Here is a 21373-nt window from a genome sequence, read left to right on the forward strand (position 1 = left end):
CACCTATGGCACAGTTCTTCTCTCCCAAATCCAATAAAAAGAAATCGTTAGCAGCTGCAATTGAGGTTTCTATCGATAGCCTCGACCATCAAGGTCAAGCGGTCGCGCAGCATCAGGGCAAAATAGTGTTTGTCGATGGCTTGCTGCCACAGGAGCGTGCCAAGGTTCGAATCGAAAAAGACAAGGGTCGTTATGCTAAGGGCAAGCTGATCAAACGGTTGAGTGCCAACTCGGCTCGAGTAGCCCCGGCTTGTCCGCATTTTGATAGCTGTGGCGGCTGCCAGCTGCAATACGCCAGCAGTGAAGGACAACAGCAATTTAAACAGCAAACCCTGACTAAGTTGGTGCAGCACCATCTGAGTGTTGCCGAGATTACGTTAGCGCCGACCATCAAGGCTGATCCTTGGCGTTATCGCCGCCGCGCACGCTTGGGCGCACAGGTGCATCAAGGTCAACTGTGTTTGGGCTTCCGTCAAGAGCAAAGCAACAACTTGGTGAGTATCGATAGCTGTGCGGTGTTGGCCAAGCCACTTGATAACCTGATTGCACCATTGGCCAAAGCGATTGGACCAACGCCGCTTGCGAAGCAATTGGGTCATATCGATCTGCTGCTGGCGGACGAGGGAGCAGTGGCAGTTTTGCGAGTTATGCGTGCCCCTAAGCCGAAGGAGTTGGAGCGGTTAACCGCGGTAGCGGTTGAACATCAGTGTATGGTGTTGCTGCACGATGGTGACCAGCTCACTACCTTAGATGGCGAAGCACCACAGCTGCTGCATTACCAAACCGGCCCAGAACTGCCATCGGTAGCGTTTATGCCAGGGGATTTCTTTCAGGTTAACGACAGTGTCAACCAACAGATGATTGCGCAAGCTATCGATTGGCTCCAACCTAAAGTCGATGAGGTAGGCTTAGATTTGTTCTGCGGTGGCGGTAACTTCAGTTTTCCGTTGGCAAGCTTGTCCCTGCAAGTTACAGGTGTCGAGGGAATAGAGTCGATGGCGTTACGCGCGCGACAGCAAGCCAAAGCCCTTGGGGTTGGCAACGTTAACTTTTTTAGCACCGATCTTAATGGTGAAATTCCTACGGCTGACTGGGCCAGTCAGCCCGTTGATTGGGTCTTGCTGGATCCTGCTCGCGCCGGTGCTGCTGGAACCTTGCAATGGATGACCGCATTGGCCCCTAAGCGCATTCTTTATGTGTCGTGTTCACCGCTGACCTTGGCGCAAGATGCCAAAGTGTTACAAGCTCAAGGATATTCGCTTAGCAAACTTGGTCTGATAGATATGTTCCCGCATACTGGCCATCTGGAGTCGATGGCGTTGTTTGTTGCCAACGTTAAGAAGTAACGGTTCCCGGGGTTAAGAAAAAGGACGGTCATTAATGGTTTCGGTTAGACACATTCACTTTGATGATGCAGAAGGTGATTTAGGGCAGTGGTTACAGCGTTTAGAGATAAGCGCTGAGCATCAGAAAATATTACTGGAAACCTATCACTACTGTGATTCACTCCAAGGCGATGATCCTGCGCTGGCGTCAGCGCGGTTGCTGCGTGCCCGCGAAATGGTAGAGATCCTACTGCCATTGCATATGGATATTGAAACCTTGCGAGCTGCAGTTTTCTATGTGTTCGCGGACTGTAAACTGCTCGACTTAGACAAGTTGGTTGAAGAGCAGGGTGAATCCGTTACCGCGTTAGTGAAATCGGTGCAGGTGATGGACGCGATTCGGATGCTGCGCATTAATGGCAACCCCAATGGCAATCAGGTTGATAATCTGCGGCGGATGCTGTTGGCGATGGTGGAAGACGTTCGCGCCGTGGTAATCAAGCTAGCTGAGGCGGTTGTATTGCTTCGGGAAGTGAAAAATCTTGATGAAGAAACACGGGTTGTGCTCGCCCGTGAAGTGAATGACATCTATGCACCTCTGGCCAACCGTTTGGGGATTGGTCAATTAAAGTGGGAGCTGGAAGACCTGTCGTTTCGCTATCTCCACCCTGACACCTACAAGCAGATTGCCAAATGGCTCGATGGTAAGCGCCTCGACCGTGAAAGCTACATGGAACAATTTGTCGAGACGCTCCAAAGCAACCTTGATAAAGAGGGGATCCGCGCTGAAGTCTATGGCCGGCCGAAACACATCTACAGCATCTGGCGTAAGATGCAGAAGAAGAACCTCGCCTTCGATGAACTGTTCGACGTTCGTGCAGTACGTATTATCGCCGAGCGTTTACAAGACTGTTACGGCGCTTTAGGGGCAGTACACAGCCTCTGGCATCACCTTCCTGGAGAGTTTGACGATTACGTTGCAACCCCAAAACCGAATGGTTACCAATCCATTCATACCGTGGTGATGGGGCCAGAAGGCAAGACCGTTGAAATCCAGATCCGTACCAAGCAGATGCATGAAGACGCTGAGCTTGGGGTGGCAGCCCATTGGAAATACAAAGAGGGCAGCACCGGTCGTACTTCTGGGTTTGAAAACAAGATTAATTGGTTGCGCAAGATCCTAGCGTGGCAAGAGGATGTGGTTGAATCAGGCAACTTGGTCGAGGAGATCCGCTCCCAAGTGTTTGAGGATCGCGTCTACGTATTTACTCCAAACGGTGACGTTATTGATCTGCCCGCTGGCAGCACTGTGCTTGATTTTGCTTATTACATTCATAGTCAGGTCGGGCATCGCTGCATCGGTGCCAAGATCGATGGGCGGATCTCTCCATTCACCACCGAGGTGGAAACCGGGCAACGGGTTGAAATCATCACCTCTAAACACCCCAATCCGAAACGCGATTGGCTTAACCCTAACTTGGGCTATATCCATACCAGTCGTGCCCGAGCGAAGATCCATACGTGGTTTAAAGCGCAAGACAAAGACAAAAATATCATCGCCGGCCGAGAAATGTTGGAGTCTGAGTTGACCAAGCACGGCTTGAATGCCAGTAATGCTGATAGCGCTATCGAGCGGTTCAACATGCACAGCTATGACGACCTGCTGGCAGCTATTGGCGGTGGTGACGTTCGCTTGATTCAGGTGATCAATCACATTCAAAGTCGCAGCTCACGGGATGATTTCGACGAGCAGCGAGCGGTGGCGGATTTGATGGCCAAGCAAAGCTCGCGGCCGAAGAAAGCCAAGGGGCATGTTGAGGTGAATGGGGTCGGCAATTTGCTCACCCACATTGCCAATTGTTGCCAGCCATTGCCTGGGGATGCGATTAGCGGTTACATCACCCAAAGCAAAGGGGTATCGGTACACCGTGAAGCTTGTGAACAGTTAAACAATCTGCTTAGTCAGCACCCAGAGCGTGGCGTTGAGGTGCTTTGGGGCGAGAGCCAAAGTGGTGGCTATGCGGTAACCCTGCGGGTTATCGCGACCGATCGCTCTGGCTTATTACGCGACATCACCACCGTATTGGCTAACGAGAAGAGTAACGTGTCGGAGATGCGCTCCAGCCTGGATCCGAAGCAACAAACCTCAACGGTCGAGTTGCGCTTAGAGCTGTTTAATATGGAGTCACTAAGCCGGATTTTATCCCGTTTAGGACAGCTTAATGGCGTAATAGAGGCGCGTCGCTTGTGAGTCTGCCGGTTGAACCGATAGCACGAATGCTGGCCATTATGGCCAGCTTGCGTGATCCAGATAGCGGCTGCCCGTGGGATCGGCAGCAAGACTTTACCTCGATTGTGCCTCATACCATTGAGGAAGCTTACGAAGTGGCGGATGCCATTGAGCGGGGCGATTACAATGAGTTGGCTGGTGAACTGGGTGACCTATTGTTTCAAGTGGTGTTCTACGCCCAGCTTGGACAAGAGCAGGGCCATTTCAATTTTATCGAGGTGGTCGAGCGTTTGAATGCCAAGCTCGAACAGCGTCACCCCCATGTGTTTGCTGGCACCGAGTTAGTATCTGGGCAATGGGAACAGCTTAAAGCACAAGAACGCCAAGCTAATAACCAACCCAGTGCCTTGGATAACGTTCCGCTTAATTTCCCTGCCTTGGTGCGCAGCCATAAGCTGCAAAAACGTGCCGCCAGAGTTGGCTTTGATTGGGACAGTTTAGGACCGGTGGCCGAGAAGGTCGCGGAAGAGTTGGATGAAGTGATGGTTGAAGCGCTGCAAGCGGACGCTAAACAGGAGTTGGTGCAAGAGGAGATCGGTGATCTGTTGTTTGCTGTGGTTAATTTGGCTCGCCACCTTGAGGTGGAGCCAGAGCAAGCACTGCGTCAAGCCAATGCTAAGTTTGAACGACGCTTTCGCGGGGTCGAACAACACTGCCAAAACGATAACTTATCAATGCCCTCTGCCGGAATCGATAAACTCGAACTATACTGGCAACAGGTTAAGGCTGCAGAAAAACGGTAACAAAATCTGCGTCGGTTAATTGCTGAACTCAGTGTTTTTTAGTAAAATGTCGTCCCGTCCTATTTGTTACTGAAAATGAGCCTTCTCTCGGCGTCATTGTTCAGTGAAATCCCCAATATATTCAGGTTCAGCATGACAACTAACTATATCTTCGTTACGGGCGGGGTTGTCTCCTCGTTGGGTAAAGGCATTGCTGCCGCTTCAGTTGCGGCACTGCTAGAGGCGCGTGGCCTTAATGTGACTATGATGAAGCTGGATCCGTACATTAACGTCGATCCAGGCACTATGAGCCCAACTCAGCACGGCGAAGTATTCGTGACTGAAGATGGCGCCGAAACCGATCTGGATCTCGGTCACTATGAGCGCTTCATCCGCACCAAGATGAGCAAGCGCAACAACTTCACCACCGGTAAGATTTACTCTGACGTTCTGCGTAAAGAACGCCGTGGTGACTACTTAGGCGCAACCATTCAGGTGATCCCGCATATCACTAACGCCATTAAAGAGCGCGTTATTGCTGGTGCAGAAGGTCATGATGTGGCGTTGGTTGAGGTGGGTGGAACCGTCGGTGATATCGAATCATTGCCATTCTTGGAAGCTTTGCGTCAGTTGGCGGTTGAGCTGGGGCGTGAGCGCACCATGTTTATGCACCTGACTTTAGTGCCTTACCTTGCCGCAGCTGGTGAAGTGAAAACTAAGCCGACTCAACACAGTGTAAAAGAGCTGCTGTCTATCGGTATTCAGCCTGATGTGTTGGTTTGCCGTAGTGATCGCACTATCCCAGCTAACGAGCGTAAGAAGATCGCGTTGTTCTGTAATGTACAGGAACGCGCAGTGGTATCGATGAAGGACGTTGATTCCATCTACAAAATTCCAGCATTGCTGAAGTCTCAAGGCGTTGACGAGATCTTTGTGAAACGCTTTGGCTTGACCGCGCCTGAAGCTGATCTGCGCGAGTGGGAAAACGTAATCTACCAAGAAGCTAACCCTACCGATGAAGTGACCATCGGCATGGTTGGTAAGTACGTTGAACTGCCAGATGCCTACAAATCAGTAAACGAAGCGCTGAAGCACGCCGGTCTGAAGAACCGCCTGCAGGTGAAGATCAAATACATCGACTCCCAAGACGTTGAGACCAAAGGCCGCGAAGCCTTGGAAGGTATCGATGGTATCTTGGTTCCTGGTGGTTTCGGTGAGCGTGGTGTAGAAGGCAAAATCATGGCCGCAACCTACGCCCGTGAAAATAACCTACCTTACTTCGGTATCTGTTTAGGCATGCAGGTTGCGCTTATCGACTTCGCTCGCAACGTAGCAGGTCTTGAAGGTGCTCATTCTTCCGAGTTTGATCCACAATCGAAACATCAGGTTGTGGGACTGATCACGGAATGGCTGGATAGCGAAGGTAACATCGAAGAACGTTCTGAAACTTCAGATCTTGGCGGCACCATGCGTTTAGGCGCACAGTTATGCCACTTGGTCGAAGGTTCTAAGGCGCGAGCACTGTATGGCAGCGATACCTGTATCGAACGCCACCGCCACCGTTATGAAGTGAACAACAATTACCTAGACACCCTGGAGAAGGCAGGTCTGCTATTCTCAGGTTTGTCAGCAGACAAGAAGTTGGTTGAGATGATTGAGATCCCAGCCCACCCGTTCTTTGTAGCGGGTCAGTTCCACCCGGAATTCACTTCAACGCCGCGTGATGGTCACCCACTGTTTGAAGGCTTTGTTAAAGCCTCTGGTGACCACGCCAAAGCGCAGATGAAGTAACAGAATTTTAAAGCCGGGCCTCAAATAGGTCCGGTTTTTTTTGTTTTTGATATCGGAAAATTAAGGACGCCAAATGGCTAATATCGTAAAAATCCTTGGTCGCGAAGTTATGGACTCTCGTGGCAACCCTACCGTTGAAGCGGAAGTGCACCTAGAAGGTGGTTTCGTTGGTATGGCTTGCGCTCCATCTGGTGCCTCTACTGGTACCCGTGAAGCGTTGGAATTGCGTGATGGCGACAAGTCTCGTTACTTAGGTAAAGGGGTATTGAAGGCTGTAAGCAATGTAAACGATTTGATTACTCCAGCGCTGTTGGGCAAAGACGCAACGGAGCAGCGTAACATCGACCAAATCATGATTGAGCTGGACGGTACCGATAACAAAGACAAGCTGGGTGCGAATGCGATCTTGGCTGTTTCTTTGGCTGTGGCTAAAGCTGCAGCTGCCGCCAAAGGCTTACCTCTGTACGCACATATTGCAGAACTAAACGGCACCGCCGGTGTTTACTCCATGCCACTGCCAATGATGAACATCTTGAATGGCGGTGAGCACGCGGATAACAACGTTGATATCCAAGAGTTCATGGTGCAACCAGTTGGTGCAGCCAGCTTCCGTGAAGGCCTGCGTATGGGGGCTGAGATCTTCCACAACCTGAAATCTGTGTTGAAGAGCAAAGGTCTGAATACCGCTGTCGGTGATGAAGGTGGTTTTGCGCCTAACTTAGCCTCGAACGCGGAAGCGTTGGCAGTAATTAAGATTGCAGTAGAAAAAGCCGGTTACGTATTGGGTAAAGACGTAACACTTGCGCTCGACTGTGCTGCATCTGAGTTCTATAAAGACGGTAAGTATGTATTGGCCGGTGAAGACAAGAGCTTTGACTCCAACGGCTTCTCCGATTACTTAGCGGAGCTGGTTGAGCAGTTCCCAATCGTATCGATTGAAGATGGCTTGGATGAGTCTGATTGGGATGGTTGGGCTTACAAAACCTCCATTCTTGGCGACAAGATCCAGTTGGTTGGTGATGATTTGTTCGTAACCAACACCAAGATCCTCAAGCGTGGTATCGATAATGGTATCGGTAACTCCATCTTGATTAAGTTTAACCAGATTGGCTCTTTGTCTGAGACTTTGGACGCTATCAAGATGGCGAAAGACGCCGGTTTCACCGCCGTTATCTCGCACCGTTCTGGCGAAACTGAAGACGCCACCATTGCCGATTTGGCGGTAGGTACTGCTGCCGGCCAAATCAAAACCGGCTCTCTGTGTCGTTCTGACCGTGTCGCTAAGTACAACCAGTTGCTGCGTATCGAAGAAGCTTTGGGTGACTCTGCTCCTTACCGTGGTTTGAAAGAAGTTGTCGGCCAAGGTTAATCGAGGCGCGTAACATGCAGTTGATTGCGAGTAGCAATTAATGCAAACGACTGCAGCTTGCAGTTTGTTTATGAAAAAGCCGCCTTAGGGCGGCTTTTTGCTTTTCTTTTGTTAGGGCTTAGGCCAAGATCACCTTATCGATTGATTTAGGCGGACTCCATGCGGATCTTATTGACTCTATTACTGGTTTTGTTCGGGTCATTGCAGTATCGACTGTGGTATGGCAGTAATAATTTGCCCGATAATTGGAAGTTGCAAGAGAAAATCGAACAGCAACTGGCCGGTAATGCTCAGTTAGAGCAACGCAACGAGTTGCTGCAGCGTGAGATTGAAGATCTCGGCAGCGGCCTTGAGGCGGTAGAAGAGCGTGCCCGTAATGAGCTGGGTATGATTAAAGAAAATGAACAGTTCTTTCGAGTTATTAGCCGTTCACCTAAGTCGTAGTTTGTTGGAGCCTATTCATGGCAATTGATGCTAATACACCGATCTATGCGGTAGTCCCTGCAGCTGGTGTAGGTAAACGAATGGGCGGCACCCAGCCGAAGCAATACCTGCCCCTATTAGGAAGAGCTATCCTATCCCATACCCTCGGGGTGCTATTGGATCATCCTCAGGTGGCCAAGGTCGTGGTCGCGCTCGGTGCTGCTGATGGCTACTTTGACGATCTGCCTGAGGCGACCCATCCTAATCTGATTAAAGTCGTTGGTGGTGCTGAGCGCGCAGACTCGGTGCGCTTAGCCTTGAGCCAAGTGCCTGCCGAGGCGTGGGCATTGGTGCACGATGCGGCTCGTCCCTGTTTAACCCACGGTGATATTGACCAGCTGCTACAACAGTGTGGTGACCAAGGGGCGATTCTGGCAATGCCGGTACGAGATACCATGAAGCGCGCCAATTCTGATGGCAACATCGACCATACCGTCGAGCGTGCGTTGCTGTGGCATGCCTTGACGCCGCAACTATTTCCTGCCAGCAAGCTATTGCGAGCGCTCAATCAACATCAACTGAATCCAGCCATTACCGATGAAGCATCGGCGATGGAACTGCAAGGTTGGCAACCGACTTTGGTCAGTGGTCGGCCTGATAATATCAAAGTGACCCACCCAGACGATCTGCGTCTGGCAGAACTGTTTTTAGCACAAAGGAGTGCCTCATGATCCGCATTGGCCACGGCTTCGATGTACATAAATTTGGTGGCGAAGGGCCAGTTATTATCGGTGGCGTCGCTATCGATTACGAGCAAGGCTTGCTGGCGCATTCCGATGGGGATGTAGCGTTGCATGCGGTCAGTGATGCTCTGCTTGGGGCGGTTGCGCTTGGAGATATTGGACATCACTTTCCCGACACCGATCCCGCTTTCAAGGGAGCCGATAGCCGCGTGTTGCTACGCCGCTGCTTTGAACAGGTAACGGCAAGGGGTTATAAGCTTGGCAATGTTGATGTCACCATTATCGCTCAGGCTCCGAAAATGGCCCCTCACATTGAGGCGATGCGCCAAACTCTTGCAGCAGACTTGGATGCCTCGCTGGATCAAATCAACGTTAAAGCGACAACAACGGAAAAGTTGGGCTTTACCGGACGTAAAGAGGGGATCGCCGTTGAAGCGGTGGTACTGCTAACCAATGACTGAGTATAACCTACCCGAGTGGCACTACCTGTACGGCAAACCGACTCAACAGGGTCAGATCCGCGTTGAGCCAAGCCACTTCCAAGTGGAAGAGATCCTACCGTTTGTCGCGGATGGTGAAGGTGAAAACCATATGATCCATGTGGAGAAAACTGGCCTAACTACTCACCAAGTCGCCGAAACGCTTGCCAAATTTGCCTCAGTGCCGGTGAAAGACGTCTCCTGGGCGGGCTTGAAGGATAAGCATGGCGTAACACGTCAGTGGCTCAGTGTTCGCATTCCCGGTAAAACGGAGCCAAATTGGACCGAGCTGAATAACGACCAGCTGACCATCCTCGATGCTAAGCGAAACCTTAAAAAACTCCGCACCGGCGCCCTGTTGGGCAACCGTTTTAAGATTGCCATCAGCGGTTTAACTGATATTGAAGGGCTTCTGCCACGGTTGGAGAAACTAAAAGCCGGTGTCCCTAACTATTTCGGTGAGCAACGCTTTGGCCATGGTGGCCGTAATGTCTTTCAGTCAGCGCAGATGTTTGCTGGTAAGCGGGTTAAAGATCGCAATAAGCGCAGTATCTACCTTTCTGCTGCCCGCAGTTTCCTGTTCAACCATGTTCTTTCCGCACGGTTAGCTGCTATTGGAACCAGCTGCCTTGACGGTGACGCCGTGATGTTGGCCGGTTCAAATAGCTTCTTTATCGCCCACAGCTGGGACAGTGACCTAACCCAGCGTCTGGCCAATAATGATATTGGCTTAACTGCACCGATGTGGGGCGATGGCGGTGGCGGTGCCCAAGGTGACGCGGCTCAATTTGAGCAGCAGCATGTTGGCCCGTGGCCAGAGCTGTGTGATGGCTTAACCAATGCCCGTATGGCACCGGACCGTCGTCGTGCGTTGCTGTTGCCAGAACAGCTGCAATACCGGATTGAAGATGGCTTGTTGTGGGTGCAATTTTTGTTGCCAGCTGGCGCCTTTGCTACCAGTGTATTACGTGAACTGGTTGATTACACCGACGCGCAGACTCGAGTGGTGTCTACCGATTCAGCCCCAGTAACGGTTAGTGCCACCGACAACAACTCACAAAGCCCAGCAGTTAAGAGTGTTGCGCGGCCAGAACCACTAACTGCAGCAGCTAAACCTGCCGCGGTTGTTGCTCAACCGGAGCCTCTAGCTAAACCGGCACCTATCGCTCAACCTGAGCCACGAGTACCGGCCCAATCCATCGCCGAGCCAATGGCTATTGCGAAGCAGGCTGAGGCAACCAAAACCCAGCCACGGATGAAGATCCTAGTTAGTAATGACGATGGCGTTACCGCACCGGGGATCAAGGCGCTTAGTGAAGCCCTTGCCCAGATTGGTGATGTGACCACCGTTGCCCCAGATCGTAACTGTTCTGGCGCCTCTAACTCGTTAACCCTGACTAACCCACTGCGGGTACAACGTTTAGATAATGGCTACTACCAAGTAAACGGTACCCCGACCGACTGTGTTCTGCTTGGCATTCGTGAATTGATCGATGGCGAGCCTGAGATCGTGGTGTCTGGCATCAACGCCGGTGCCAATCTTGGCGATGATACGCTCTATTCCGGTACTGTCGCCGCTGCGATGGAAGGACGACACCTAGGTTTGCCTACTATTGCCGTGTCTCTGTGTGGCTCGGAGCTGAAGCACTACGACAGTGCTGCGGCTATCGTGCGGCAGGTTGTAGCCGGTTTGCATAATCACCCACTGCCAACCAATCAGATCCTTAACATCAATGTACCGGATCTACCGTTGGAGCAAATTAAGGGGATTAAGGTCACTCGTCTTGGTGCTCGCCATGCAGCGGAGGGGATGGTACCAACTTGTGATCCTGCTGGACGTCGTATCTATTGGATTGGTCCTCCTGGTGGTACTCAGGATGCCGGCGAAGGTACTGACTTCCATGCTATCGACAATGGCTACGCCTCGATTACGCCGCTGAAGGTGGATCTTACGGCCCATGATCAGTTGCCAGCGTTAACTGAGTGGGTATCACAGCTATGACCGTGAGTACTCACGGCTACAGTAATCGTTTGCTGCAACAGTTGCAGCAACAGGGGATCAGCAACGCAGCGGTGCTAGATGCGATCGCTGCAATCCCTCGTCAACAATTTGTTGATGGGGGGTTGGCTCCCCGAGCGTGGGAAAATACCGCCTTGCCGATAGGGGCAGGGCAAACCATTTCTCAGCCTTATATCGTGGCACGGATGACCGAACTGCTATTGCACAACTTGCCGCAGGGCCCGATTTTAGAAGTGGGAACCGGCAGTGGTTATCAAGCGGCGGTGTTAGCTCGTTTGGTTCCGCAGCTGTGTACCATTGAGCGGATCAAGAGCTTGCAGATAGTGGCTCGGCGCCGTTTAAAGCAACTGGATTTGCATAATATTGCCTTCAAATATGGCGATGGTTGGGAAGGGTGGCAGTCAAAAGCCCCGTTTGCTGGGATCTTGGTTACCGCTGCGGCAGCCGAGGTACCTTCAGCGTTGTTGCAGCAGCTTGCTGAGGGAGGCCGTTTGATTATCCCAGTGGGCTCAAGCCAACAGGTTTTGCGCATTATTGAACGCCGTGACGGGCAATTTCTTAGCCATGATATCGAAGCGGTTAGGTTTGTACCGTTAGTTGCTGGGGAGACTGAGTAAACTGTGCGGCAATGGCTAATTAGAACCACTGTAGTGTTGACGTTGTGTACCTTAGTTGGCTGCACCGCATCTCGGCCGGCACCGGTAACTACGCTAAATACCACGCCAATCAATAAAATGCCCAAAGGTAGCGTTAAAGGCAGCAACTACGTGGTGAAAAAAGGCGATACCCTCTATTCCATCGCCTTTGCTTCCGGTAACGATTATCGCAAACTGGCCAAGCTTAATGGCCTGAATAAATCTAATACCATCTATCCCGGTCAACGAATTAAGCTTAAGGAAAGTCCAAAAAAGTCTAAAGGAACTAAGGCCGCTAAAGCTTCATCCAAACCTCAGGCTAAAGCCAGCAGTACAAGTAAAAAACAACAAACGGTTGCTCAGGCGCAAAAAACTGAAATAAAGCCGAAGGTTGATTCACCAAAACAGCCTAGTTATGCTGGAGCTGGCGCAGTGGTTAGTAAATCAGTGCCCCCCACGGTACCAACCCGTGTCGCCGCGTTACCGGCCAAGGTGTCGCAGTGGCGTTGGCCGGTACAGGGTAAGGTGATTCGAGGTTTCTCTTCGTCGCAGCAAGGCAATAAAGGCCTTGATATCGCTGCCGTCGAAGGAACACCGGTAACCAGTACTGCCGCTGGGCGGGTGGTCTATGCTGGCAGTGCGCTACGTGGCTATGGGCAACTAGTTATCGTTAAACACAGTGATGACTACCTCAGTGCTTATGCCCACAACAGTCGAATATTGGTAAAAGAGAAGCAACAGGTCAGTGCCGGACAGAAGATAGCAGAGGTGGGCCACAGCGATGCTGATCGCGATATGCTCCACTTCGAAATCCGCTACCAAGGCAAGTCAGTCGACCCAAAACGTTATTTGCCCCGCCGTTAGGGGATGAGTCAAGGATGATCGCCGTTATACCGCTCTAGGTAAGTAGTGGCTCGTTTGGCTGACCGTCGGTTTACATCAGCGTTGTGGTAACGACCCTCCGTTTACTTAGATTGGTATCCCAATCAGAAGATGTTGGATCAACCGGAGACAGACTGATGCAAGCAACTCCAAAACCGTTCGATCTTAACAGCGCGCTTGAACTGCGCGGCCCCAGTAACAGCGACCTAATCAACGAACGCCACATCACAGCAGAAATAGATCAGCAGGTTCAAGATGATCTGCAGAAAAACCTTGATGCGACCCAACTCTATCTAAGCGAAATTGGTTTCTCGCCGTTGCTGACCGCCGATGAGGAGGTTTATTACGCTCGCCGTGCCCAAAAGGGCTGCGCCAAATCTCGCAACCGTATGATTGAATCTAACCTGCGTTTGGTGGTGAAGATTGCGCGTCGATACAACAATCGCGGCTTGGCGCTGCTGGATCTAATTGAAGAGGGCAACTTGGGCCTAATTCGTGCAGTGGAGAAGTTTGATCCTGAGCGTGGTTTTCGGTTCTCGACCTACGCGACTTGGTGGATTCGCCAAACCGTTGAACGGGCTATCATGAATCAAACTCGCACCATTCGGTTGCCAATTCATGTGGTCAAAGAACTTAATGTTTATCTGCGTACTTCACGAGAGCTGGCGCAAAGCCTAGATCACGAACCCACAGCCGATGAGATCGCCGCCAAACTCGATCGTCCAGTAGAGGATGTGTCGCGGATGCTGAAGTTGAACGAAAAAATCACCTCGGTTGATATCCCTATTGGCGGCGAATCGGATAAAGCGTTGCTGGATGTTATCGCTGATGAACGCCGGGTCTGTCCAGATGTCAGAGCGCAGGATGATGACATTAAGGTGTCGATAGTGCGCTGGTTAAACGACCTAAATTCAAAGCAGCGGGAGGTATTGGCGCGTCGTTTTGGGCTATTAGGGTATGAACCATCGACGCTCGAAGACGTTGGTAAGGAGATTGGTTTAACTCGGGAGCGGGTACGGCAAATCCAAGTTGAGGCACTGCGGCGCTTACGTGATTTGATCGCTGGGCAGGGGCTCAATATTGAGGCGTTGTTTCGAGATTAACTGCGACTGAGTTCCATTTTAGAAAAACGCCGCTGGCTTGTTTGGTCAGCGGCGTTTTTATCTTGGTGTGGTTGGCTAATCAACCGCAATAGTGATTGAGTTATTACAACTGCGCTTTCAATTGATAGAGCAGATCCAGTGCCTGACGCGGGGTTAAGCTATCAGGATCAATACTCGCCAATTGCTCAACTGCCGGGTGGGGCTCTGGCAGTAGCGGCAGTTGCCCCTCTGGTAACGCGGTATCTGCTCCCTTATTTCGCTCTTGGGCTTCCAGCTGTGCCAAGCGGTGGCGGGCGTTACGAACGACTTCGGCTGGGACACCGGCCAATGCTGCGACCTGCAAACCGTAACTGCGGCTGGCTGGTCCCTCTTGCACCGCGTGCATAAAGGCGATGCTGTCGCCGTGCTCTACTGCATCTAAGTGAACATTAAAGACGCCATCAAGCAGCTCTGGCAGTTGAGTTAACTCGAAGTAGTGGGTAGCAAACAGCGTTAACGCTTGCAGCTTATTGGCTAACTGCTCTGCTGCTGCCCAAGCCAGTGACAGGCCATCGTAGGTTGAGGTGCCGCGGCCGATCTCATCCATCAATACCAATGAATTGGCACTAGCGTTGTTAAGGATATTGGCAGTTTCTGTCATCTCAACCATAAAGGTGGAGCGCCCAGAGGCCAAGTCATCGCTGGCACCAATACGGGTGAAGATCCGATCAATCGGCCCCATCACGGCCTGTTCTGCTGGGACAAACGAACCAATGTGCGCCATCAGGGCAATCAACGCGGTCTGACGCATATAAGTGGATTTACCGCCCATATTAGGGCCGGTAACAACCAGCAAGCGCCGCTGTGGCGTTAATTGTACAGGGTTAGCAATAAAAGGTTCTTTTAGTACCTGTTCGACCACCGGATGACGACCCGCGTCGATGTGGATTCCGCTTTGCTCAACCAGTTGCGGTCGGCAGTAACCTAAGGTTTCCGCTCGTTCGGCTAAGTTTTGCAATACGTCCAGATTAGCACAAGCCTCGGAACACTCTTGCAGCTGTGGCAGTACCGGTAACAGCAGATCGAACAGCTCTTCATACAGGCGTTTCTCGAGGGTGAGCGCCGCGCTTTGGCTATTCAGGACTTTATCTTCATGCTCTTTTAGTTCAGCGATGATAAAGCGTTCAGCATTCTTCAAGGTTTGGCGACGAATGTAGTCGGTCGGCACCAATGCTGACTGGGCTCGGCTAACCTCAATAAAATAGCCGTGGACGCGATTATAACCGACTTTAAGTGTGGCGATCCCGGTACGGTCTTTTTCGCGCTGTTCTAACTCTGCTAAATAGTCGGTCGCTCCTTGAGACAAGGCACGTAACTCATCTAGCTCGGCGTTATAACCTGCAGCCAATACACCGCCATCGCGGATCAATACCGGTGGGTTGTCGATAATGGCCGCTTGCAACAACTCAAGCTGTTGCGGGAATTGGCTGATGCGAGTGGCCAACTGCTGGGCATGAGGGTTGGCGAGCTCCGCTAGCAGCTCATGTAGACTAGGCAGTTGTGCTAAGGCGCCACGTAAGCGGCTTAAATCGCGTGGGCGGGCGCTGCGCAATGCCAGCCGAGCCAGCACTCGCTCTAGATCTCCAATCGGCTTTAGCTGTTCGCTAAGATCAACAAATAGACCCGCTTCCTTGATAGCGGTGACCATCTCGAGGCGACCATTGAGCACCTCTGGTTGGCGTAGAGGCTGATGCAACCAACGACCAAGCTGACGTGAACCCATTGGGGTGGCGCAGTCGTCCAACACTGACGCCAGAGTGTTTTCTGCACCACCGGCAAGGTTTTGGGTTAACTCGAGGTTACGACGCGTAGCGGCATCTAGCACGATATGGTGGCCATCTTGTTGTTTGATGATGGCGCGAATGTGGGGCAGAGCGGTTCGTTGGGTGTCTTTAACGTACTGCATTAAACAACCTGCGGCACACAGTGCGCGTTCAGCTTGCTCAACTCCAAAGCCGGTTAGGTCGCGAGTGCCGAATTGGTTATTAAGCAGCTGCCGCGCCGTGCCTAGTTCAAACTCCCATTCTGGACGACGACGTAAGCCTTTTTGTCCTTCAATCAGGTGCATCAATGCAAACTGCTCTGGATAAAGCAGCTCAACAGGGTTGGTTCGTTGTAGCTCCGCCGCAAGCGCGTCTTCACTGGCGAGCTCATTCACCATAAAACGGCCGGAGGCAATATCCAAGGTGGCGTAACCAAACTGGCCACGCAGCTCATAGACGGCTGCCAGCAAATTTTCTTGGCGTTCTTGCAATAGGGCTTCGTCGGTAATGGTACCGGGAGTGATGATTCGGACCACTTTGCGTTCGACTGGACCCTTACTGGTGGCCGGATCACCAATCTGTTCACAGATGGCAGCGGACTCACCCCGTTGCACCAATTTAGCTAAGTAGCCCTCTACCGCATGGTAAGGCACACCTGCCATGGGGATTGGTTCACCAGCACTGCTGCCACGGGCGGTTAACGAGATATCGAGTAGCTGCGAAGCGCGTTTAGCATCGTCGAAGAAGAGCTCGTAGAAGTCACCCATCCGATAAAACAGTAAGACGTCAGGATGTTCCGCTTTTAACGCCAAGTACTGACGCATCATTGGGGTATGAGTTTCAGCGGCAGCAGACTTCGTTTTGGCCACAGGTTTACCTCGAGTTTGGGAGAGTTATGCAAACGCTAGATGATACCAAGTACATCAAATGTTTGCTCACTCTACTGCACTAAAAGCAACTTCAAGCTAGGCAGTTAATAACCGTTCTAGTGACACTAAGGCACGGTCGACTAACACGGTAATAAGTGGGGTTTAATCTGCCCTACAGTAAGCTCGGGCAACTCTGAGCCAGTGTTGTGAATCAGTCTGATGAGCTCGACGATAAATGTCGCTAGTATGCTCCCGAAATCTTCGATGGCTGCCATCGAGATAGGAATTTTACATACAGGGTTGATACTGTACGGCTATACAGTATACTGGCCTCAACTTAATTACAGCATCGCCAAATCCGGAGCATGAAAATGGACGACAATAAAAAACGCGCACTCAGTGCGGCGCTAGGTCAGATTGAAAAGCAGTTTGGTAAAGGGTCCATCATGCGATTGGGCGATGCCACTGCGATGGATATTGAATCGGTATCTACTGGCTCTCTGGGTTTGGATATCGCACTGGGTATAGGTGGTTTACCGTTTGGCCGCGTGATTGAGATCTACGGTCCAGAATCTTCTGGTAAAACCACCATGACCTTGCAAGTCATCGCTGAAGCACAAAAGATGGGTAAAACCTGTGCCTTCGTTGATGCTGAGCACGCGCTGGATCCAATCTACGCTGAAAAGCTGGGCGTAAACGTCAATGAACTGCTGGTTTCCCAGCCAGATACCGGTGAGCAAGCACTTGAGATCTGTGACATGCTGGTACGTTCAGGTGCGGTTGATGTACTGGTTGTCGATTCGGTAGCGGCGTTGACCCCTAAAGCTGAAATCGAAGGTGAGATGGGTGATTCTCACGTAGGTTTGCAGGCACGTTTGATGTCTCAAGCGTTACGTAAGTTAACCGGTAACCTGAAACGTTCCAATACCATGTGTATTTTCATTAACCAAATCCGCATGAAGATCGGTGTGATGTTTGGTTCACCTGAAACCACCACTGGTGGTAACGCGCTGAAGTTCTACTCCTCTGTTCGTCTTGATATCCGTCGTATCGGCGCCATCAAAGACGGCGACGAAGTGGTTGGTAACGAAACCCGCGTTAAAGTGGTTAAGAACAAGGTTGCTCCACCATTTAAGCAAGCAGAGTTCCAGATCCTATACGGTGCAGGTACCTCTAAGCACGGCGAATTGATCGACTGGGGCGTGAAGCAGAAGTTGGTTGAGAAGTCAGGTGCTTGGTACAGCTACAAAGGCGAGAAGATTGGCCAAGGTAAAGCGAACTCCATCCGCTTCTTAAAAGAAAACCCAGCCATCTCTGACGAGATTGAAGCGTTGTTGCGTGAGCAGTTGTTGGTGAAGGCAGCACCGGCTGATCAAGCTGAAGAGCAAGAGTCAGAACTTTCTTAATAACAAAGCTGCGTTAACCGTTGTTTGTTAAAGATAAGTCAAGCCAAGATCCCTTGGCTTGTGCGGTGGGATTGTTATCCCGCCGTGATCATAGCCGTGGCGAGTTGCAACGAAAGATGCACAGCCGCGGTTTTTCGTCTGAGCAGATCGAGGCGGCCATTGGGCGAGTTATCGATTTTGGTTATTTAGACGATGAGCGTTTTGCCCACAGTTTTGTGCGCTATCGTTCTCAGCGTGGACTGGGGCCGCAACGGCTTCGTTCTGATCTGCGCGAACGGCAAGTTGATACAGAGCTTATTAAGGCCGCGTTGGCACAAACCGAGGTCGATTTCTTTGAGAGCTGCTTAGCGCTGCGGCAACGGAAGTTTGGTGAAGCATTACCAGCTGACTTTAAAGAGCGTGCTAAACAGCAACGTTATCTTGCCTATCGTGGTTTCTCAATGGATATGATCCGCTATGCGCTCTCTCCAAGCGAATAGTCGCGATAGTGCTTTGCCATCTTGTTTGACTATTTTCCCCTTAACAAGCAAGCCGCTTCTATTGCGATGAGATATTCGTCGCTGAGGGTACAACCATGATAGGGATAAAATGACTGCAAGCTTTACCACTAAACCTACAAAAATCCCCAGTATTAACCGAGGATAGTTTAGTGTTTTAGGCGGTATCCACAGCCAAGCTGCGTTACCCAGCTAAAGCGAGATGACATCCCCCTTATTGTGGTAGATACCTATAAGGTCGTGCATGGTGCCGATGCGGCCAACTGCAAGTTTATCCTTGATCCCAAAGAAATCCAGACAGGTGCCACAGACGATAATGTCGCAGCCTTTTTGTTGCAGCAACGTCAGTGCGGGTACTGAATCTGCTTGTTCTATGCACAGCTTAACACCGCTATTTAGCAAGAAAATTGATGCAGGGATCTGCTCATAATCGGCGCTGACGTTGAAAAAAGCGTTCATTAATTTTGAACCAATAACGTCGTCGCCGCTGCCAATAGTGGTGGAGCCAACCACATATGATTTTTGCTCCATCACTGAGCCATTTCCCAGATTAGCAATAATGGTTTGCCCCTCAGCTGCGTCCATTACTTCGCAGTTGGCTCCTTGTTGATGCAGGATATCCAGCAGTGCCGTGGTGGTTAACTGTGCCGAACTTTGGATCTCTAGTGAGCTTAACTCTTTCGCCTTAATAACCTGCTTAACCGCGTCAACGGCTCTATCCAGTTCAATCCCACGAACGTCAATGTTGTTGTGCATAGTGTCTTACTCCATTAAGGGTGTAGCGTTGGTAAATGTTGCTGTGTTGAATGGTTAGCAGGGTGAGGGCGGCAGCGAGTTTGCTGCCGTTGCATCGAGGTAATAACAAGCAAAAGCCACATTCGGAACTGATTGCTCGAGGCGCAGTGATCAATCGTGGTGTTTTCCCTGCGTTGATAAGAGCTTGTTCGGCCTGCAAAGCAAGATGGCCCGATGCAAAGGTAATGATGCAGTCTGTTAGCGCGGTGTTGTTTTTGAGGGTCATTGGCAAGCTCCAATACTGGCACTGGCACTATTCCTAGCTACAGCGGTACGATAACCAATGATGGCGGCACCGATAGCCCCGGTTAATTGGGGCTGATTGGGAGTGACAATGTTGTGCTCAATCAGTTGTTGCTGGATTGCTGCCACTACGCCGGGATTCTGTGCCACCCCACCGGTAAAGACGACTGGGCCACGAAAGCCGACCTTACGACCTAGTGACACGACTCGTTTGGCGACCGAATCAAAGATCCCACGTAAGATAACCTCGGCCGGGATCCCTTTGTGCAGTAAACCGATCACCTCAGACTCTGCAAATACCGCACACATAGAGGAGATATCGCAGCTGGCGTTGCTTGATAACGCCAAGGCGCCGGTACTCGCCACTGGTATGTTTAGGGTTTGCGCTACCATCTCGATGAATTTGCCGGTACCAGCGGCACAGCGGTCGTTCATTGCGAAGTCGCCAACCTTACCGCCGTCTAACAGTTGCATCACTTTGGAATCTTGGCCGCCGATATCAATAATAGTTTTGGCATCGGGGCACAGAAAAGCCACTCCAGCGCTGTGACAAATTATCTCTGACGAGGCTTTGTCTGCCAGTGAGAAGTAATTACGACCATAGCCAGTGGCAGTAGTGAAGGCGATGCCATTGCTACACAAATCGTTACGGTTAAGTAGCTGTTGGTAACACTCTTCGGCGATTTGTTGTGGCGCCGAGCCGCTCATGGTAACCATCGAATCAACAACAGCGCTGCCGTCGTAAAGCGCGATCTTGATGGTGCGTGAGCCGATATCAATGCCGCAACTGATCACTGGAGCAGCTCTAGCAGGGTTTGAACGCGTACCTTCAGCTGCTCTCGGTCTGAATCGGAGTAGTCGGTTTCCACCTTCATGTATTGCAACCCTAACTCGTCGCGCACAAAATCGTGGATCAGTACCGATTCGACGTTGTAGGTATGGCAAGCCTGCCAGACAAGATCGATAACTGCATCAGCCTGATATTCGCTTGCTAACGTTGCCAGTAGAGTTTCTCGTTTGCTGTTCGGGGTCATGCACGAGCAGGGAATGTTGAAGTGCTTGCGGGCAATTGCTTCGAGTGGATCACCCTGTTCAGACACCATCTCGTAGACGCCCTTGATGCCAGAGCATGCTTCTTGCACCACGACTAAACCACCGCACTCCTCGATGATCTCAATCAACTTTTCGGTGCCTTGGCCAGTAGGACAGCCGGTTAATAGTATTCGTGGGGCGTTTGTTGGAGCGGCTTGGTAGCCCTCATCGAGGCGGCGCTGAGCCATGGAAAGGAAAGACTCCATCTGTTTATGATGGCGCTCAAATCCCGCCACTCGATAGCGTGTCTGGGCTATTTCTAGGCCAGATACGATAGCCGGTTTATGTTTGCCTAGTTGTTGAATCGCAAGGATCTGACGCCGTTCAGCGTTCATTGCTTTAATGGCGTCCCGCAACTTTTGCTCAGTAATGGTGGTATCGAAGGTCTGCTCGAGGGTTTGTTTCAGCTCCTCTACTTCGGCTAACCAGTGTTTGAAGGCGACCTCTTGTTGCGGCTTTTGCGTCAGTTCGAGTACGTGCATCTTATGGTCGCGTGAGAGCACCTCATACATCTTCTTCTTGCCGTCACAGGTGGTTTCAGCCACCAACAGGTCGGAGTCGTTCAGCAGTGGACAACCACCAGTAACCGCATAACCGAATGAGGCTTTGATCATCGGGCACAAATTTGCTGGTAGTAAGGTTTCCGCGTGACTGATGGTATTTTTATTGGTGCCACACAGGCAGATTGGCATTGCGCCAGCGGCTAGAATCAGGTCCCGTGGAGTGAATTCACAGTAGAAACCGACAATGCCGCGACCAGCCGCTTTTTGCTCGCGCATATAGCCGATTTCATCGGAAATCGACCCTTTAAAGTAGTCAAACAGAGCTTTTTCGCTTTGCTCTGGTTGAGTGGCGATATCAGTCATAATGTCATTCCCTTTTGAATT

At 51.2% G+C, this 21373-nt stretch carries 19 protein-coding genes and 1 pseudogene; 15 read left to right on the forward strand and 5 right to left on the reverse strand.

What is annotated here, in order from left to right; translation table 11 throughout:
• Positions 1-5: 5 nt before the first annotated feature.
• From rlmD to rpoS, 13 genes and pseudogenes are all read left to right on the forward strand, one after another.
• Entirely contained in the window at positions 6-1346 is a 1341-nt protein-coding gene (gene rlmD, locus HER31_RS00720) for a 23S rRNA (uracil(1939)-C(5))-methyltransferase RlmD (protein WP_168658817.1), read from the forward strand.
• Between the two features lie 34 nt (positions 1347-1380).
• The gene (gene relA / locus HER31_RS00725) at positions 1381-3576 is read left to right on the forward strand and encodes a GTP diphosphokinase (RefSeq protein ID WP_168658818.1); all 2196 of its coding nucleotides are present in this window, start codon (positions 1381-1383) and stop codon (positions 3574-3576) included.
• Between the two features lie 26 nt (positions 3577-3602).
• Complete coding sequence (mazG, locus tag HER31_RS00730; RefSeq protein WP_168663045.1) at positions 3603-4358, forward strand: nucleoside triphosphate pyrophosphohydrolase; 756 nt, start codon at positions 3603-3605, stop codon at positions 4356-4358.
• A gap of 132 nt (positions 4359-4490) precedes the next feature.
• Complete coding sequence (locus HER31_RS00735; protein WP_168658819.1) at positions 4491-6128, forward strand: CTP synthase; 1638 nt, start codon at positions 4491-4493, stop codon at positions 6126-6128.
• Between the two features lie 73 nt (positions 6129-6201).
• On the forward strand, positions 6202-7497 hold the full coding sequence (eno, locus tag HER31_RS00740) for a phosphopyruvate hydratase (protein WP_168658820.1): 1296 nt from the start codon (positions 6202-6204) through the stop codon (positions 7495-7497).
• 159 nt (positions 7498-7656) lie between these two features.
• On the forward strand, positions 7657-7941 hold the full coding sequence (ftsB, locus tag HER31_RS00745) for a cell division protein FtsB (protein WP_168658821.1): 285 nt from the start codon (positions 7657-7659) through the stop codon (positions 7939-7941).
• Between the two features lie 17 nt (positions 7942-7958).
• Positions 7959-8651 (forward strand): 2-C-methyl-D-erythritol 4-phosphate cytidylyltransferase, encoded by a 693-nt coding sequence (gene ispD, locus HER31_RS00750; RefSeq protein WP_168658822.1) that lies wholly within the window; start codon positions 7959-7961, stop codon positions 8649-8651.
• Positions 8648-9124 carry a 2-C-methyl-D-erythritol 2,4-cyclodiphosphate synthase gene (ispF, locus tag HER31_RS00755; RefSeq protein ID WP_168658823.1) on the forward strand — a complete coding sequence of 159 codons (477 nt, stop codon included), beginning with the start codon at positions 8648-8650 and terminating at the stop codon, positions 9122-9124. The genes ispD and ispF overlap by 4 nt, the downstream gene beginning before the upstream one ends.
• Positions 9117-10106, forward strand: a pseudogene (gene truD, locus HER31_RS00760) (tRNA pseudouridine(13) synthase TruD); the annotation flags it as partial. The gene ispF and the pseudogene truD, both read left to right, overlap by 8 nt.
• A 291-nt stretch (positions 10107-10397) precedes the next feature.
• On the forward strand, positions 10398-11144 hold the full coding sequence (gene surE / locus HER31_RS00765; protein WP_168663047.1) for a 5'/3'-nucleotidase SurE: 747 nt from the start codon (positions 10398-10400) through the stop codon (positions 11142-11144).
• A complete protein-coding gene (locus HER31_RS00770) occupies positions 11141-11779 on the forward strand; it encodes a protein-L-isoaspartate(D-aspartate) O-methyltransferase (protein WP_168658824.1) in 639 nt (212 codons plus the stop codon). The genes surE and HER31_RS00770 overlap by 4 nt, the downstream gene beginning before the upstream one ends.
• 33 nt (positions 11780-11812) lie before the next feature.
• The gene (locus HER31_RS00775; protein WP_238786868.1) at positions 11813-12661 is read left to right on the forward strand and encodes a peptidoglycan DD-metalloendopeptidase family protein; all 849 of its coding nucleotides are present in this window, start codon (positions 11813-11815) and stop codon (positions 12659-12661) included.
• 155 nt (positions 12662-12816) lie between these two features.
• The gene (rpoS, locus tag HER31_RS00780) at positions 12817-13782 is read left to right on the forward strand and encodes an RNA polymerase sigma factor RpoS (RefSeq protein WP_168658826.1); all 966 of its coding nucleotides are present in this window, start codon (positions 12817-12819) and stop codon (positions 13780-13782) included.
• 103 nt (positions 13783-13885) lie between these two features.
• Here the strand turns inward: rpoS and mutS are convergent, their stop codons facing one another.
• Entirely contained in the window at positions 13886-16411 is a 2526-nt protein-coding gene (mutS, locus tag HER31_RS00785) for a DNA mismatch repair protein MutS (RefSeq protein ID WP_168663049.1), read from the reverse strand.
• 413 nt (positions 16412-16824) lie between these two features.
• Between mutS and recA the strand changes: the two genes are divergently transcribed.
• Positions 16825-17859 carry a recombinase RecA gene (recA, locus tag HER31_RS00790; protein ID WP_168658827.1) on the forward strand — a complete coding sequence of 345 codons (1035 nt, stop codon included), beginning with the start codon at positions 16825-16827 and terminating at the stop codon, positions 17857-17859.
• A gap of 65 nt (positions 17860-17924) precedes the next feature.
• Positions 17925-18338, forward strand: a complete 414-nt coding sequence (locus tag HER31_RS00795; RefSeq protein ID WP_168658828.1) for a regulatory protein RecX — start codon at positions 17925-17927, stop codon at positions 18336-18338.
• 210 nt (positions 18339-18548) lie between these two features.
• Here the strand turns inward: HER31_RS00795 and yedF are convergent, their stop codons facing one another.
• The 4 genes from yedF to HER31_RS00815 are packed head-to-tail and all read right to left on the reverse strand — an operon-like array spanning position 18549 to position 21352.
• Positions 18549-19112, reverse strand: coding sequence for a sulfurtransferase-like selenium metabolism protein YedF (yedF, locus tag HER31_RS00800; protein WP_168658829.1), 564 nt, complete (start codon positions 19110-19112; stop codon positions 18549-18551).
• Entirely contained in the window at positions 19096-19377 is a 282-nt protein-coding gene (locus HER31_RS00805) for a putative Se/S carrier protein (protein WP_168658830.1), read from the reverse strand. Before HER31_RS00805 ends, yedF begins: the two co-directional genes overlap by 17 nt.
• Positions 19374-20189: an acyl-CoA dehydratase activase gene (locus HER31_RS00810; RefSeq protein ID WP_168658831.1), complete on the reverse strand. Its 816-nt coding sequence runs from the start codon at positions 20187-20189 to the stop codon at positions 19374-19376. Before HER31_RS00810 ends, HER31_RS00805 begins: the two co-directional genes overlap by 4 nt.
• Complete coding sequence (locus tag HER31_RS00815) at positions 20186-21352, reverse strand: double-cubane-cluster-containing anaerobic reductase (protein ID WP_168658832.1); 1167 nt, start codon at positions 21350-21352, stop codon at positions 20186-20188. The genes HER31_RS00810 and HER31_RS00815 overlap by 4 nt, the downstream gene beginning before the upstream one ends.
• Positions 21353-21373 lie beyond the last annotated feature (21 nt).

Source organism: Ferrimonas lipolytica (genome assembly GCF_012295575.1).
In the GTDB taxonomy this organism is placed as follows: Bacteria; Pseudomonadota; Gammaproteobacteria; order Enterobacterales; family Shewanellaceae; genus Ferrimonas; species Ferrimonas lipolytica.

Coding starts and splice junctions, on each gene's coding strand:
- HER31_RS00805 (WP_168658830.1), bottom strand. CDS start 19,377: ATGACCCTCAAAAACAACACCGCGCTAACAGACTGCATCATTACCTTT.
- mutS (WP_168663049.1), bottom strand. CDS start 16,411: ATGATGCGTCAGTACTTGGCGTTAAAAGCGGAACATCCTGACGTCTTA.
- eno (WP_168658820.1), top strand. CDS start 6,202: ATGGCTAATATCGTAAAAATCCTTGGTCGCGAAGTTATGGACTCTCGT.
- mazG (WP_168663045.1), top strand. CDS start 3,603: ATGCTGGCCATTATGGCCAGCTTGCGTGATCCAGATAGCGGCTGCCCG.
- ispD (WP_168658822.1), top strand. CDS start 7,959: ATGGCAATTGATGCTAATACACCGATCTATGCGGTAGTCCCTGCAGCT.
- ispF (WP_168658823.1), top strand. CDS start 8,648: ATGATCCGCATTGGCCACGGCTTCGATGTACATAAATTTGGTGGCGAA.
- HER31_RS00770 (WP_168658824.1), top strand. CDS start 11,141: ATGACCGTGAGTACTCACGGCTACAGTAATCGTTTGCTGCAACAGTTG.
- HER31_RS00815 (WP_168658832.1), bottom strand. CDS start 21,352: ATGACTGATATCGCCACTCAACCAGAGCAAAGCGAAAAAGCTCTGTTT.
- ftsB (WP_168658821.1), top strand. CDS start 7,657: ATGCGGATCTTATTGACTCTATTACTGGTTTTGTTCGGGTCATTGCAG.
- rpoS (WP_168658826.1), top strand. CDS start 12,817: ATGCAAGCAACTCCAAAACCGTTCGATCTTAACAGCGCGCTTGAACTG.
- relA (WP_168658818.1), top strand. CDS start 1,381: ATGGTTTCGGTTAGACACATTCACTTTGATGATGCAGAAGGTGATTTA.
- rlmD (WP_168658817.1), top strand. CDS start 6: ATGGCACAGTTCTTCTCTCCCAAATCCAATAAAAAGAAATCGTTAGCA.
- yedF (WP_168658829.1), bottom strand. CDS start 19,112: ATGCACAACAACATTGACGTTCGTGGGATTGAACTGGATAGAGCCGTT.
- recA (WP_168658827.1), top strand. CDS start 16,825: ATGGACGACAATAAAAAACGCGCACTCAGTGCGGCGCTAGGTCAGATT.
- HER31_RS00735 (WP_168658819.1), top strand. CDS start 4,491: ATGACAACTAACTATATCTTCGTTACGGGCGGGGTTGTCTCCTCGTTG.
- surE (WP_168663047.1), top strand. CDS start 10,398: ATGAAGATCCTAGTTAGTAATGACGATGGCGTTACCGCACCGGGGATC.